Genomic DNA, 13,811 nt, shown 5'->3' with positions numbered 1-13,811 from the left:
CGGTGACCCCGCCTCCCTTCTTCTCCAGGTCCGGCACCAGCTCGATGGCGAACGACCAGTGGTCCGGCGGGAGCGGGGCCGGGCCGAGCAGCGCCCGGGCCCAGTCGGCGTCGTGCTGGCGGACGGCGGCCCGCGCCCAGGCCTCCCGCAGGTCGTCGGCCCAGCTGCTGCTGGTCTCGTCGATGCTGTCGCCGACCCGCAGGGCGAGCAGCCGCTCGGGCGTCAGCCCGGTGCTCCGCGACCAGGCCGACAGCGGCGCGGCGGCCACCACCTCGCCGAACCACCAGGCCCGTTCACCGCGCCCGGTGGGGGACTTGGGGGCGATCCCGTCGCGCTGCATCCGGGCGTCGCACTCGGCGGGCGGGGTGACCAGCAGGTGGGTGCCGGCGTCGGCGAGGCGGACGGCGACCCGCGCCCGCTCGGCCATCCGGTGGGCCAGCGCGGAGCCCGGCAGGGTGGAGAGCAGCTCGGCGGCGGTGGCCCGGACGTTCTTGCTGCGGTCGCCGAGGGCGGACTCCAGGAACGGTTCGTCGGCGGGGGAGAGGCCGTCCTGGAGGGCGTCCAGGAAGAGCAGGCGGTCCTCGGCGCGCTCGGTGGACCAGGTGCCGCGCAGCAGCTCCAGGCCGGCCGCCGGATCGCGGCGGCGCAGCTGGGTCAGGTGGGTGACCCGCTCGGCGAACAGGCCCTCGTGCCAGAGCCGGTCGTCGGCGGGCCACTCCGGTGCGTCGGGGGTGGTGGCGGTGCGCAGCACGAACCGCCAGTCGGGGTTCAGCTCGGCCAGCCAGCGGCCCAGCGGACCGGCCAACGCCACGGCGTCGGGGCGCAGTTCGCTGCGGGCGCGGGCGGCGTCGAGCAGGCCGGGGACCAGCGCGGCGGGCGGGCGCAGGCCCCGGGCCCGGGCGGTGGCGAGCCACTGCGGCAGCAGCTCGGCCAGGTTGGCCAGGGTGCCGCCGCTGCCGCCCGTCCGCCCCGAGAGCAGGACGGTCAGCCGGCGGGCGGCCGGCTCGGGCAGCTCCGGGCGGGTGTCCTCGGGGGCGGGCGGCCCGGGTGCTCCGGAGGCCGGGACGGGCAGCGCGCCGGCCCGGCGGCGGACGGTGGCCAGCGCGGCCAGCTCCAGCAGCGCGGTGGCCGGGTCGCCCTGGTCCACGGCGTCGGCGAGCGGCAGGGCGGTGGCCGGGAGCGGGCGGCGGTCGGTGCCGAGCAGGGCGCTGGTCCGCAGGCTCTCCCACGGGTCCTGGGCGATCGTCATTCTCGGTGCTCCTGGGCGTGTCTCGGGGGTTCGGGCGGGCCCGGTGATGACGGACGAACGAGGCGGGCCCTACGGGCTGGTGAGGCCGACCGGGGGCCGGTCCGCGGCCCAGGCGGTGACCGGGGCGAAGCCCTGATGGCCGTACTCGCCGAAGACGGTCAGCGGGCGGCCGGTGGAGACCGCGGCCAGCCGCCACAGGGCCGGCTCCGGGACGGACGAGGTGCGGACCGGCACGGTGTGGTGGCCGTCCGTCAGGTACCAGCCGTCCGGGGCGCGGACCGGGACGACGTCGGTGAGCACGGTCGGCCGGCTGTCCAGCCACGGGTCGTCCGCCACGGCGCTGCCGTAGTCGGCCACCGCCTCGGCGACGGTGAGCCCGGCGGGCGGGCCGGCCGGGCCGGGCTCGGGGGCGCCGTACCGGGTGCCGACCGCGGCCCGCAGCGGGTGGGCGCCGGGGTGGAAGGCCAGTTCGGCCTCCAGCACCCGGCCGGTGGGCAGGGCGAGGTCGGGGGACTGGCCGGGGCGGCCGAAGGAGAGCAGCAGGGCCGGGCGGCCGGTCTTGGCGCCGCGCAGCCAGACCCGGCGGGTGGTGAGCCGTTCGTCCGAAGTGTCGCGGGAGCCGAGCACCAGCCAGCGGTCCCGCACCGTTGGCCCGGCCAGCACCTCGGCGGTGTCCAGGGTGTAGCCGACCCGGGCGCGGACGGTGGCGGCCAGCCCGTCCGGCAGCTCGTCGACCCGGGTGGCGGCGGTGGCGAGCAGGTGCAGCATCGCGTACTCCGCCAGCAGCCGCTCCTGTGGAACGGTGTCCAACTCCCTGACCCGGGTGGCAAGTCCGGAGGCCTGGGCGTCGACCATCCGGGCGGCGACCTCCTCCCAGGGGCCGGCCGTGGACTGGTCGGCCAGACCGTGCCGGACCCGGTCGGCGAGGCGCAGCCGCAGCTCGGCCGCGCCGGCCGCGACCCGGGCGGCCCGGCGGCGGGCGGTCTCCGGATTCACCGGGGCCTTCGCGCGCTTCCCTGCGCGCTTCTCGGCGCGCTCCTCGGCGCGTTCTTCGCGGGCGTCGAGCCACTTCGCCGCCCAGTCGGCGGGCCGGCCGACCGGGACGTCCTCGGCGGAGCCGCTCCACAGCAGGAGGAGCCCGAGCGCGTGCTTGCACGGGAACTTCCGGCCGGGGCAGTTGCACAGGTAGGCGGGCGTGGCGAGTTCGATCGCGGTGCGGTACGGGGTGCTGCCGCTGCCCTCGCACTCGCCCCAGACCGCGGCGCCGTCGGTGCCGGTGCCGGACCACGGCGCGGACGAGGAGAGGCTGCCCGCCGCCTTGCGCGACGCGGCGTCAGGGGCCAGGGACAGGACGTGTTCGATGCTCCAGCGTTCCTCCATGCGACCGACCGTAGGCGGTGGCACCGACAGTGGCCGACCGTCCGTCCGGCGTTGTCAGTGCCCCGGTGCAGGGTGGTCCCACAGGCCGGGACGCCGGCTCCCCCACCCTGCCGCAGGGGCACCCGTGCGCCCGGTGGCCGACCCGAAGGAGCCCGAGATGACCGACGTTCTGCGGCAGCACGCCGAGGACGCCTTCGCCGGTGAACTGGCCGCGCTGGCGGCGCTGGACGACCGCCCGCGCCCGGCGCGCTGGAGGCTCTCGCCGTGGGCCGTGGCCACCTACCTGCTCGGCGGCGAGCTGCCGGACGGCACCCGGATCACCCCCAAGTACATCGGCCCGCGCCGGGTCGTCGAGGTCGCCGTGACGACCCTGGCGACGGACCGCGCGCTGCTGCTGCTCGGCGTGCCGGGCACCGCGAAGACCTGGGTGTCCGAGCACCTGGCCGCGGCGATCAGCGGTGACTCCACGCGGCTGGTGCAGGGCACCGCCGGCACTCCCGAGGAGGCCGTCCGGTACGGCTGGAACTACGCCCGGCTGCTCACCCACGGCCCCAGCCGGGACGCCCTGGTGCCCTCGCCGCTGATGCGGGCGATGGCCGACGGCACGATCGCCCGGGTCGAGGAGCTCACCCGCATCCCGGCCGACGTCCAGGACAGCCTGATCACCATCCTGTCCGAGAAGACGCTCCCGATACCGGAGTTGGGCGCCGAGACGCAGGCGGTGCGCGGCTTCAACGTGATCGCCACCGCCAACGACCGCGACCGCGGCGTCAACGAGCTGTCCAGCGCGCTGCGCCGCCGCTTCAACACCGTGGTGCTGCCGCTGCCGGGCTCGCTGGACGAGGAGGTCGACATCGTCACCCGCCGGGTCAACCAGCTCGGCCGCTCCCTGGACCTGCCCGAACTGCCGGGCGGCGCCGAGGAGATCAGGCGGGTGGTCACCGTCTTCCGCGAGCTGCGGGCCGGGGTCACGGTGGACGGCCGGACGAAGGTCAAGACCCCGAGCGGCACCCTCTCCACCGCCGAGGCGATCTCGGTGGTGACCAACGGACTCGCCCTGGCCGCCCACTTCGGCGACGGAGTGCTGCGCGCCGGGGACGTGACGGCCGGCATCCTCGGCGCGGTCGTCCGCGACCCGGTGGCGGACCGGGCGGTCTGGCGCGAGTACGTCGAAGGGGTGGTGCGCGAGCGCGACGGCTGGAAGGACTTCTACCGGGCCGCCCGCGAGGTGGCGGCATGACGGCCACCGAGGTCGCCCTGCTGGGCATCCGCCACCACGGCCCCGGCTCGGCCCGGGCGGTGGCCGCGGCGCTGGCCCGGTGGCGGCCGGACGCGGTGCTGATCGAGGGCCCGCCGGAGGCCGACGACATCGTCCACCTGGCCGCCGGGAAGGACCTCGTCCCGCCGGTGGCCCTGCTCGCCCACGCGGTGGACGACCCGGCGAAGGCCGCCTTCTGGCCGTACGCCGAGTTCTCCCCGGAGTGGGTGGCGATCCGGCACGCCGTGGAGCACGACCTGCCGGTCCGCTTCATCGACCTGCCCGCCGGGTACGGCCTCGCGCCCGGAACCGCCACCGAGGAGGAGGGCGAGGAGGAACCGGACGAGCCGGTCGCGGACCCGCTGGCGCTGCTCGCCGAGGCCGCCGGGCACGACGACCCGGAACGCTGGTGGGAGGACGTGGTCGAGCACCGCGCGCCCGGCACCGACCCGCTGGCGCCGTTCGCCGCCGTCGCCGAGGCGATGGGCGCCCTGCGCGCCGAAGGCCTCGGCGAGTCCCGCCGGGACCGGCTGCGCGAGGCGTACATGCGCCGGCGGATCCGCGCCGCCCGCCGCGCCGGGTACGGCCGGATCGCCGTGGTCTGCGGAGCCTTCCACGTCCCCGCGCTGGAGCGGATGCCCACCGACGCCCACGACCGGGCGTTGCTCGCCGGACTGCCGAAGAAGGTGCGCACGGACATCACCTGGGTGCCGTGGACGCACCGCCGGCTCTCCCGGGTCACGGGGTACGGCGCGGGCGTGCCGTCGCCCGGCTGGTACCACCACCTGTTCACCACCGACGGCGACCCGGTGCCGCGCTGGCTCACCCGGGCCGCCGAGCTGCTGCGCGCCGAGGACCACCCGGTCTCCTCCGCGCACGTGATCGAGGCGGTCCGGCTCGCCGAGACCCTGGCCGCGCTGCGCGGCCGCCCGCTCGCCGGTCTGACCGAGACCCTGGACGCCGCCCGCGCGGTGCTCTGCGAGGGCTCGGACGTCGCCCTGGAGCTGGTCCGGGACCGCCTGGTGATCGGCGACCGGCTCGGTGAGGTCCCGGACGCCGCGCCGGCGGTGCCGCTGCGGCGCGACCTGACCAGGTGGCAGCGCTCGCTGCGGCTCAAGCCCGAGGCCGCGCCGAAGGACGTCGACCTCGACCTGCGCAAGGAGAACGACGCGGCCCGCTCCCGGCTGCTGCACCGGCTGCGGCTGCTGGGCGTGGACTGGGGCGTGCCCGCGCGCTCCTCGGTGAACTCGACCGGGACCTTCCGGGAGAGCTGGCGGCTGTGCTGGCAGCCCGAGTTCGCGGTCCGGATCGCCGAGGCCGCCCAGTGGGGCACCACGGTCGAGGAGGCGGCGGCCAACAAGGCCGTCGGCACCGCCCGCGCCGCCGAGGAACTCGCCGAGCTGACCGGCCTGGTGGAGACCTGCCTGCTGGCCGGGCTGTCGGGCGCGCTGCCCGCCGTGATGCGGGTGCTCGCCGACTGCGCGGCCCTGGACACCGATGTCGCGCACCTCGCGGGAGCGCTGCCCGCGCTGGTCCGCGCGCTGCGCTACGGCGACGTGCGCGGCACCGACCACGGCGCGCTCGCGGAGGCGGCCTCCGGCCTGGCGGAGCGGATCTGCGTGGGGCTGCCGCCGGCCTGCGTCGGCCTGGACGCGCAGGGCGCGGCGGCGATGCGCGTCCGCCTCGACGAGGTGCACGGCGCGATCGGCCTGCTGGCCGGCGCCGCCGCCGGGCCCGCCGGACCGGTGGCCGGTTCCGAGCCCGGCTCCGAGGGCTCCGATGTCCCCGATGACTCCGATGACTCCGACGGCCTGGCCGACCGCTGGGCCGCCGCCCTGCGCTCGCTGGCCCGCCGCGAGCCGGCCGGCGGACCGGCCACCGGCGCCCCCGGGCTGCTGCGCGGCCGGGCGGTCCGGCTGCTGCTGGACGACGGCCGGCTCGGCTCCGAGGATGCCGGCCGACGGCTACGGCTGGTGCTCTCCGTCGCCAACTCCCCGGCGGACGCGGCTGGTTGGGTCGAGGGCTTCCTGGCCGGCGGCGGCGCCCTGCTGCTGCACGACCCCCGGCTGCTCGCCTTGCTGGACGAGTGGCTGACCGGGGTGAGCGACGAGGCCTTCACCGACGTCCTGCCGCTGCTGCGCCGCACCTTCGCCGGGTTGGAGGCGGGCGTGCGCTCCACCATCGGCGGCCGGGTCGCGGCCGGCCCGCTCGCCGAGGCCCCGGCGTCCCGGGCCTCGGTGGGTGAACTGGACCGGGCCCGCGCCGACGCCGCCGTCCCCGTGCTGGCCCTGCTGCTCGGCGTCCGTCCGACGATCCCCCGGCAGGCCGCCGGCCGCGACACCTGAAGCCCGCCCGGCCCCCGCCGTACCCGACCCCTGCTCCACCACCGCAGGACCCGCTGAAGGAGGACGAGATGGCAGCGCCTACGACCGACGAACGGCTGCGCCGCTGGCGGCTGGTGCTCGGCGGCGAGGCCGACCGGACCGGCCTCACCCCGCGCGGCCGGGACGCCGCGATGGACGGCGCCCTCGCCGCGCTCTACCGCGGCGCCTCCGAGGAGGGAGCCCGGGCGGGCCGCGGTGGCCGCCGCGGCGCCGGGCTGGGCGGCTCGGCCCCGCAGGTGGCCCGCTGGCTGGGCGACATCCGCGAGTACTTCCCGTCCACCGTCGTCCAGCTGATGCAGCAGGACGCGATCAGCCGGCTGGGCCTGGAACGGCTGCTGCTGGAGCCGGAGATGCTGGAGGCCGTCGAACCGGACGTGCACCTGGTCGGCACCCTGCTCTCGCTCAAGCACGCCCTGCCCGAGACCACCCGGGAGACCGCCCGGGCGGTGGTCGGCAAGGTGGTCGCCGACCTGGAACGCCGGCTCGCCGACCGCACCCGGGCCGCCCTCGGCGGGGCGCTCGACCGCAGCGCCAGGGTCGACCGTCCGCGCCACCGCGACATCGACTGGGACCGCACCATCCGGGCCAACCTGAAGAACTACCTGCCCGAGCACGGCACCGTCGTCCCCGAGCGGCTGGTCGGCCACGCCCGCGCACGGCGCGCCGTGAGGAAGGACGTCATCCTCTGCGTCGACCAGTCCGGCTCGATGGCGCCCTCGGTCGTCCACTCCGCGGTCTTCGGCGCGGTGCTCTCCTCGATGCGCACCCTGGACACCCGGCTGGTCGTCTTCGACACCTCGGTGGTCGACCTCACCGAACAACTCACCGACCCGGTCGACGTGCTGTTCGCCACCCGGCTCGGCGGCGGCACCGACATCAACCGCGCGCTCGCCTACTGCCAGTCGAGGATCACCCGCCCCTCCGAGACGATCGTCGTCCTGATCAGCGACCTGTACGAGGGCGGCGTCCGGGACGGCATGCTCAAGCGGGTCGCCGCGATGAAGGCCGCGGGCGTCGGGTTCATCGCCCTGCTCGCGCTCTCCGACGAAGGTGCGCCGGCGTACGACCACGCCCACGCCGCGGCCCTGGCCTCGCTCGGCGCGCCCGCCTTCGCCTGCACCCCGGACGCCTTCCCGGAGATCATGGCGGCGGCCATCGAGAAGCGCCCGATCCCGCTCCCCGGGCGAGGAGCGTGACGGATTCACCCGGACGCGCTAATCCGCGCGATCGGCGGACGGGGCGCCCGGCCCACCGCTCCGGGCTTTCTGTGATGGTTCTCACCCAAGACGGGCGGGCCCCGGGGCGGAACAGGCCCACCCCACGGGGATAACCTGCCAGACGGACGTGACGCGCGTGTTGATTGACGTGTGCGCCCGTGGCTGGGTGGGCCGCAAGGCCGTACCTCTGCGTACCCGCACCAGCCCCGACGACCCGCAGCGAAGATCCTGCCGTGGCACGCTCGTAGAGACACAATCCGCGACCACGAACAAGGACAAACACGTGGACCTGTTCGAGTACCAGGCGAGGGACCTCTTCGCCAAGCACGGCGTGCCCGTGCTTGACGGCGATGTCATCGAGACCGCCGCAGACGCTGCCGCCATCGCGGAGCGCTTCGGCGGCCGCGCCGTCGTCAAGGCTCAGGTGAAGGTGGGCGGCCGCGGCAAGGCCGGTGGCGTCAAGCTCGCCGCCGACCCGGCCGACGCCGTCGCCAAGGCCGATGCGATCCTCGGCATGGACATCAAGGGCCACACCGTTCACAAGGTGATGCTGGCCCAGACCGCGGACATCAAGGACGAGTACTACGTCTCGTTCCTGCTGGACCGCACCAACCGCACCTTCCTGGCCATGGCCAGCGTCGAGGGCGGCGTGGAGATCGAGGTCGTCGCCGAGCAGAACCCCGACGCGCTCGCCAAGATCCCGGTCGACGCCAACGAGGGCTGCACCCCGGAGAAGGCCGCCGAGATCGTCGCCGCGGCGAAGTTCCCGGCCGAGGTCGCCGACCAGGTCGCCGACGTCCTCCAGAAGCTGTGGACCGTCTTCATCAAGGAGGACGCCCTCCTCGTCGAGGTCAACCCGCTGATCAAGTCCGGTGACGGCAAGATCATCGCGCTCGACGGCAAGGTCTCCCTGGACGACAACGCCGAGTTCCGCCAGCCGGAGCACGAGGCGCTCGAGGACAAGGCCGCGGCCAACCCGCTCGAGGCGGCCGCCAAGGCCAAGGGCCTGAACTACGTCAAGCTCGAGGGCCAGGTCGGCATCATCGGCAACGGCGCGGGCCTCGTCATGAGCACCCTCGACGTGGTCGCCTACGCCGGTGAGAAGCACGGCGGCGTCAAGCCCGCCAACTTCCTCGACATCGGTGGCGGCGCGTCCGCTCAGGTCATGGCCGACGGCCTGGAGATCATCCTGGGCGACTCCGACGTCAAGTCGGTCTTCGTCAACGTCTTCGGCGGCATCACCGCCTGTGACGCGGTCGCCAACGGCATCGTGCAGGCCCTCGCGCTCCTGGAGAGCAAGGGCGAGGCCGTCACCAAGCCGCTGGTCGTCCGCCTGGACGGCAACAACGCGGAGCTGGGTCGCAAGATCCTCGACGACGCCAACCACCCGCTGGTGCAGCGCGTGGACACCATGGACGGCGCCGCTGACCGCGCCGCCGAGCTGGCCAACAAGTAAGGAAGGGGACTTAACACCATGGCTATCTTCCTTACCAAGGACAGCAAGGTCATCGTCCAGGGCATGACCGGCGCCGAGGGCATGAAGCACACCCGCCGCATGCTCGCCTCCGGCACCCAGATCGTCGGCGGTGTCAACCCGCGCAAGGCCGGTACCACGGTCGACGTCGACGGCACCGAGATCCCGGTCTTCGGGACGGTCGCCGAGGCGATGGAGAAGACCGGTGCCGACGTCACCGTCCTCTTCGTCCCGCCGGCGTTCACCAAGGCCGCCGCGATCGAGGCCATCGACGCCGAGATCGGCCTCGCCATCGTCATCACCGAGGGCGTCCCGGTGCACGACACCGCCGCCTTCTGGGCGCACGCCGGTGCCAAGGGCAACAAGACCCGCATCATCGGCCCGAACTGCCCCGGCCTGATCAGCCCCGGACAGTCGAACGCCGGCATCATCCCGGCCGACATCACCAGCTCCGGCAAGATCGGTCTGGTCTCGAAGTCCGGCACCCTGACCTACCAGCTCATGTACGAGCTGCGGGACATCGGCTTCACCTCGGCCGTCGGCATCGGTGGCGACCCGGTCATCGGCACCACCCACATCGACGCTCTCAAGGCCTTCCAGGAGGACCCGGAGACCGAGCTCATCGTCATGATCGGTGAGATCGGTGGCGACGCCGAGGAGCGTGCCGCGGCGTTCATCGCCGAGCACGTGACCAAGCCGGTCGTCGGCTACGTCGCGGGCTTCACCGCCCCCGAGGGCAAGACCATGGGCCACGCCGGCGCCATCGTCTCCGGCTCCTCGGGCACCGCCCAGGCGAAGAAGGAGGCCCTTGAGGCCGCCGGTGTCAAGGTCGGCAAGACGCCGTCCGAGACCGCCCGCCTGGCCCGCGAGATCATCGCCGCCCAGGCCTGATCCCGCACCGCGCGTGACGAGCGCCCCCGTCCCTTCCGGGCGGGGGCGCTCGCCGTTTCAGCGCGCCTTCGGGTCCGCGCCGCACGGCCTGGGCATCCAGCGCGGGCAGGCCGCCGGGGACTGCGGCGGCGCGGCGCCCCGGGCCGCGGGCGGCAGCCCCCAGCGCGAGGCCGCCTGCGGGTGCGGCTCCACCAGGACGGCCTCCAGGCCCGGCGCCGGGCTGCACCAGATGCTGGTGACGCCGCTCGGCGGCCCGCCGGGCAGCATCGGCGCGGCCGGTTGCGCCGCCTCCGCCGCGTCCATCCCGACGGGGGGCGGTGCGACGGGAGGCGGCCCGGCGGGCGGCGTCGCGGGCAGGCACAGCGTGGGCGCCGGCGGGGCCGGCGGGCGGAACAGGTCCGCCGGGCGAAGCCCCGCCAGGGTCGCCAGGACCGCCCCGGCCACCGTCACCGTCAGCAGCGCCGCCGCGCCCGTCCGGCTCGCCGACCGCAGCCCGTGCCGGGCCCGCAGCACCGCCACCGGCGTCCGGTGCGGCTCCGGGCACCCGCGCACCGCCGCCCGGTGCAGCAGCTCGCTCAGCCCGTCCGCGAAGCCCGGCGCCGCCGGGTCCGGTCCGACCAGCTCCGGCACCCACTGAGCCAGCGCCGCCCGGGCGGTCCACACCCGCCCCTCGGCCGCCGTCAGCGTGGCCTCCACCTCCACCGCGACCGCCTCGGCCGGCATCCCCAGCCCGTCGTGCAGCACCAGCGCCCGGCGCTGCGGCCGGGACAGCCGCTTGAGCGCCTGGAGCAGAGCCCGGTCCCGGTCGGTCAGACGGTCGTGGTCCGGCAGCACCGCCTGGGCCTCGTCGGCCGGGCGCACCTTGATCCGCCGGTGCGGCAGCGCCCAGGAGTCCGCCCGCCGGGGCCCGCCCCGGTGCCACGGGGACAACGCCAGCTCGCAGGCGCGCACCCGCACCCAGCCCTCGGGGTTCCCGGTGGCGGCCACCGCCTCCCAACTCCGCCGCGCCCCGCCGAACGCCCGCCGCACGCAGTGCACCGCGCGGTGACGGCAGGCGGTCAGCAGGAACACCTGCTGCACCAGCCGGGTGTGCGCCGCCTCGTAGAGCTCCTCGAAGGTCACCACGGGGGGCTCCGCGTCGAGGTCGTCGTCCGCCTCCGACGGCGCTGCGGCGGCCAGGGCCACCCGCCCGGGGCCACCGGGCGAGGCGGTGGTGTCCGGCGCTGCCGGGGCCTTCCGCGCGGGGGCGGTGGCCGCGCCTTCCGCCGGGGCCGGCCGGGTGTCGTCGGCGTCGGTCGGCGGGGGTGCGGGCTCGTCGTGGCCGGCCGGTTCGTGGGCGTGGGCCGGGGGTGAGGTGGTGGTGTCCGGCTCGGCCTGGGCCTGGCTCGGGGAGTCGGTGGGTGTGGGTGTGGGTGTGGGCTCGTCGTGGTCGGCCGGCTCCTGGACGCGCGCCGCAGGTGAGTCGGTGGGGTTCCGCGCCGTCCGGGCCTTTCGCACGGGGGCGGGTCCGGTGGACGTACCGTCCGCGGGCTCGGGGGCCTGTGGCCGTCCGCCCGCTGCGCCTTGCGCGGCCCGGGCCCGGCGCGGAGCGTCGCGATGGCGCGCGGCAGTGCCTGTGGGAGCCACCGGCCCGGCGCCGACGCTCGGCAACGCGTGCGGCCGGTCCAGGTCGGGCTCGCCCGCGCTCGGGGGAGCCGCCGGCACGCGGCCGGGGACCGGGGCCGGACGGCCGTCGGAGGCCGGAGTGCTCCCGGTCCGGGCTCGCGCGGCGTCAGGAGCGCCGCCGGGCTTGCCGGCCGGCGCCGACCCGCTTCCGCCCGCCGACGCTGTGGTCGAGGCCCGGCCGGGGCCTGCGGAAGCCACCGGCCCGTGGCTCGGGCCGGACGGCCGGGTCGGCCGGCCGCCCGGCACCGGCCGCGGTGCGGTGGAGCGCTCCGCCCGGTCGGTGGGCTCGCACGTCTGCGCGGCCTCGGGCCCGCCGCTCCGCCCGGCGGCCGACGGCGTGCCGCTGCGAGCGGTGGGGGAGTCCTGACGGGGCTTGTCGGTCGGAGGTGCGAGGACTGCGCCACCGTCCGTGCCCTGCGCCGGTCGCGCCGGTCGCGCCGGTCGCGCCGGCCGGTCGGCCTCGTCCGGGGCCGCCGTGGCCCCGGGGCCCGCCTGCACCAGCCAGGCGGGCTTCACCAGTTCGTCCGCGACCGGCGGGACGGGCTTCCCGGTCCGTGTTCGGGCGCGGCGCCGCTTCCTCGGCGTACTGCCGTCCTGGCCCGCCGGCCCGACGCCCGTGAGGCCCGGCAGCGAGCCGGCCAGGAGGGCGAGGGCCTCCGCCTCGGTGCGGGTGCCGAGCTTGCGCAGGGCGCGCTGGAGGTCGTCGCGGGCGGTGGCGGGGGTGATCCCGAGGGCGGCGGCGGTGTCGGGGAGGGAGTGGCCGGCCGCGAGGTGGGTCAGGGCCCTGGCCTCACGGGGAGTCAGTCTCTCCAGCAGGCGGCCCGCGTCGGTTCCGGCGCGGGCGGGTCCGCGGTGGCGCTCCGGGGTGGGGGAGTCGGCGGTGGGCGGCGTGGTCATCAGACGCTCCGGGCCGGGACGCCGGCGGCTTGGGGGCAGGGTCTGAAAATGCGCATAAGCCAATAATCTGGGACACGGCGGCGGTTTGGCGCTTCACGGAGCATGGCGAGTCGCCTTGGCACCATGTGGCCCATGACGCAGCTGATGGGCCGTCCGATCCTGGAATCAACCGGCGAATTGGGCGGACGCCCCGCGTTGGCCGACCTGTTGGCGGGGGCGCGGACGGCGCTGGTCGGCCTGGCGGCGGTCGGGGCGCCGGTGCTCGGGCTCTGGGTGATGACGCCGTACGCGGACGACGGGGCGCCCGCTGTCACCCGGTTGGCGGGCATCCTGTGGCTGCTCGGACACGGCGCGCCGGTGCTGCGCGGCGCTTCGGGAGCCCCGCTGACGGTCACTCCGCTGTTGCTCGGCGTGCTGGCCGTGGCGCGGCTCTACCGGGCGGGTGCCGGGGCGGCGGGGCGGCCGGGGCTGCGCTCGCGCCGGGGCGGTCCGGTGGCGGTGTGGGCGGGGTACTGCGTGGTGGCCGTCGGGGTGGCGCTGCACTGCGCGGGTGGCGGGCTGTTCCGCAGCCGGGTGCTGCCGGACGTCCTGGTGGTGGCGCTGGTGGCGGGCCTGGCGACGGCGGCCGGAGCCCGTTCGGTCACCGTCCTCGACGCGTCGGCCGACTCCCCGCTGGACCGTCTGCCGCCGCCGTACCGCCCGGCCGGCGGCGCTCCGGTGGTCCGGGCCGCCGCCCTGGCGGCCGGGGCCGGGCTGCTCGCGGCCGGCGGACTGCTGACGGCCTGTTCGGCGGCGCTGGCCGCGGTGGCCGGCGGCGGGCGCGGGACGGCCCTGCTGGGGAGCGGGCCCGCAGCGCTGTCGGGACTGCTGCTGCTCGCGGTGGCGCTGCTGCCGAACGTGGTGCTGTGGGGCGCGGCGTACGCGCTGGGCCCGGGTTTCACGGTGGGCTTCGGGACGACGGTGTCACCGGCCGGGACGGTGCTGGGCCCGGTGCCGGAGTTCCCGCTGTTCGCCCTGCTGCCGGCGGACGGGCCGGGTGGCTGGCGGCTCGCGGCGTCGGCTCTGCCGCTGCTGGCCGGGGTGGTGCCGGCGGTGCTGCTGGGCCGCGCGGCGGCGGGTCGGCGCCGTCCGGCGGCGGGGGGCGAGGAGCGGCCCGAGCCCTGGCCGCTCGCCGCGACGGCGGTGGCCGCCCTGGTGGTGGCGCTGGCGGTAGGGGCCGGGGCGGCGCTGCTGGGCTGGCTCTCCGGCGGGGCGCTGGCGGGGGAGCGGCTGGCCTGGGTGGGGCCGGTGCCCTGGTGGACGGGCCTGGCGGCGGTGGGCTGGGTCGCGCTGGTCGCCGTCCCGGGGGCGCTACTGGTGCGGTACCGCGTGCTGGGCCCGGCGGACGGCGTGGGCG

9 protein-coding genes are annotated in these 13,811 nt (G+C 76.5%); 6 read left to right on the top strand and 3 right to left on the bottom strand.

What is annotated here, in order from left to right:
* Together ACFRMQ_RS26805 and ACFRMQ_RS26800 are read right to left on the bottom strand one after the other, a co-directional pair.
* Positions 1-1,249, bottom strand: a 1,249-nt coding sequence (locus ACFRMQ_RS26805; protein ID WP_380733202.1) for a DUF5691 domain-containing protein, incomplete at its 3' end; no start/stop codon positions are given.
* A 69-nt stretch (positions 1,250-1,318) separates the two neighbouring features.
* Positions 1,319-2,629, bottom strand: coding sequence for an SWIM zinc finger family protein (locus tag ACFRMQ_RS26800; RefSeq protein ID WP_380733201.1), 1,311 nt, complete (start codon positions 2,627-2,629; stop codon positions 1,319-1,321).
* Between the two features lie 157 nt (positions 2,630-2,786).
* Between ACFRMQ_RS26800 and ACFRMQ_RS26795 the strand changes: the two genes are divergently transcribed.
* The 5 genes from ACFRMQ_RS26795 (at position 2,787) to sucD (ending at position 9,853) form a co-directional block, all read left to right on the top strand.
* A complete protein-coding gene (locus ACFRMQ_RS26795; protein ID WP_380733200.1) occupies positions 2,787-3,869 on the top strand; it encodes an AAA family ATPase in 1,083 nt (360 codons plus the stop codon).
* Positions 3,866-6,232 carry a DUF5682 family protein gene (locus tag ACFRMQ_RS26790; protein ID WP_380733199.1) on the top strand — a complete coding sequence of 789 codons (2,367 nt, stop codon included), beginning with the start codon at positions 3,866-3,868 and terminating at the stop codon, positions 6,230-6,232. Before ACFRMQ_RS26795 ends, ACFRMQ_RS26790 begins: the two co-directional genes overlap by 4 nt.
* Positions 6,233-6,300: 68 nt before the next feature.
* Positions 6,301-7,467 (top strand): VWA domain-containing protein, encoded by a 1,167-nt coding sequence (locus ACFRMQ_RS26785; RefSeq protein WP_380733198.1) that lies wholly within the window; start codon positions 6,301-6,303, stop codon positions 7,465-7,467.
* Between the two features lie 304 nt (positions 7,468-7,771).
* On the top strand, positions 7,772-8,944 hold the full coding sequence (sucC, locus tag ACFRMQ_RS26780) for an ADP-forming succinate--CoA ligase subunit beta (protein ID WP_380733197.1): 1,173 nt from the start codon (positions 7,772-7,774) through the stop codon (positions 8,942-8,944).
* A gap of 18 nt (positions 8,945-8,962) precedes the next feature.
* A complete protein-coding gene (gene sucD / locus ACFRMQ_RS26775) occupies positions 8,963-9,853 on the top strand; it encodes a succinate--CoA ligase subunit alpha (protein WP_380700547.1) in 891 nt (296 codons plus the stop codon).
* A gap of 57 nt (positions 9,854-9,910) precedes the next feature.
* Here the strand turns inward: sucD and ACFRMQ_RS26770 are convergent, their stop codons facing one another.
* Positions 9,911-12,415 (bottom strand): sigma factor-like helix-turn-helix DNA-binding protein, encoded by a 2,505-nt coding sequence (locus ACFRMQ_RS26770; RefSeq protein WP_380733196.1) that lies wholly within the window; start codon positions 12,413-12,415, stop codon positions 9,911-9,913.
* A 132-nt stretch (positions 12,416-12,547) separates the two neighbouring features.
* Between ACFRMQ_RS26770 and ACFRMQ_RS26765 the strand changes: the two genes are divergently transcribed.
* Positions 12,548-13,811: DUF6350 family protein (locus ACFRMQ_RS26765; RefSeq protein ID WP_380733195.1), on the top strand; the 1,264-nt coding region annotated here is incomplete at its 3' end.

Origin of the sequence: Kitasatospora sp. NPDC056783 (assembly GCF_042789895.1) — a bacterium.
Lineage (GTDB): Bacteria > Actinomycetota > Actinomycetes > Streptomycetales > Streptomycetaceae > Kitasatospora.
This window is presented reverse-complemented; position numbering and strand designations above follow the sequence as displayed.

Coding starts and splice junctions, on each gene's coding strand:
- ACFRMQ_RS26800 (WP_380733201.1), bottom strand. CDS start 2,629: ATGGAGGAACGCTGGAGCATCGAACACGTCCTGTCCCTGGCCCCTGAC.
- ACFRMQ_RS26795 (WP_380733200.1), top strand. CDS start 2,787: ATGACCGACGTTCTGCGGCAGCACGCCGAGGACGCCTTCGCCGGTGAA.
- ACFRMQ_RS26790 (WP_380733199.1), top strand. CDS start 3,866: ATGACGGCCACCGAGGTCGCCCTGCTGGGCATCCGCCACCACGGCCCC.
- ACFRMQ_RS26785 (WP_380733198.1), top strand. CDS start 6,301: ATGGCAGCGCCTACGACCGACGAACGGCTGCGCCGCTGGCGGCTGGTG.
- sucD (WP_380700547.1), top strand. CDS start 8,963: ATGGCTATCTTCCTTACCAAGGACAGCAAGGTCATCGTCCAGGGCATG.
- ACFRMQ_RS26770 (WP_380733196.1), bottom strand. CDS start 12,415: ATGACCACGCCGCCCACCGCCGACTCCCCCACCCCGGAGCGCCACCGC.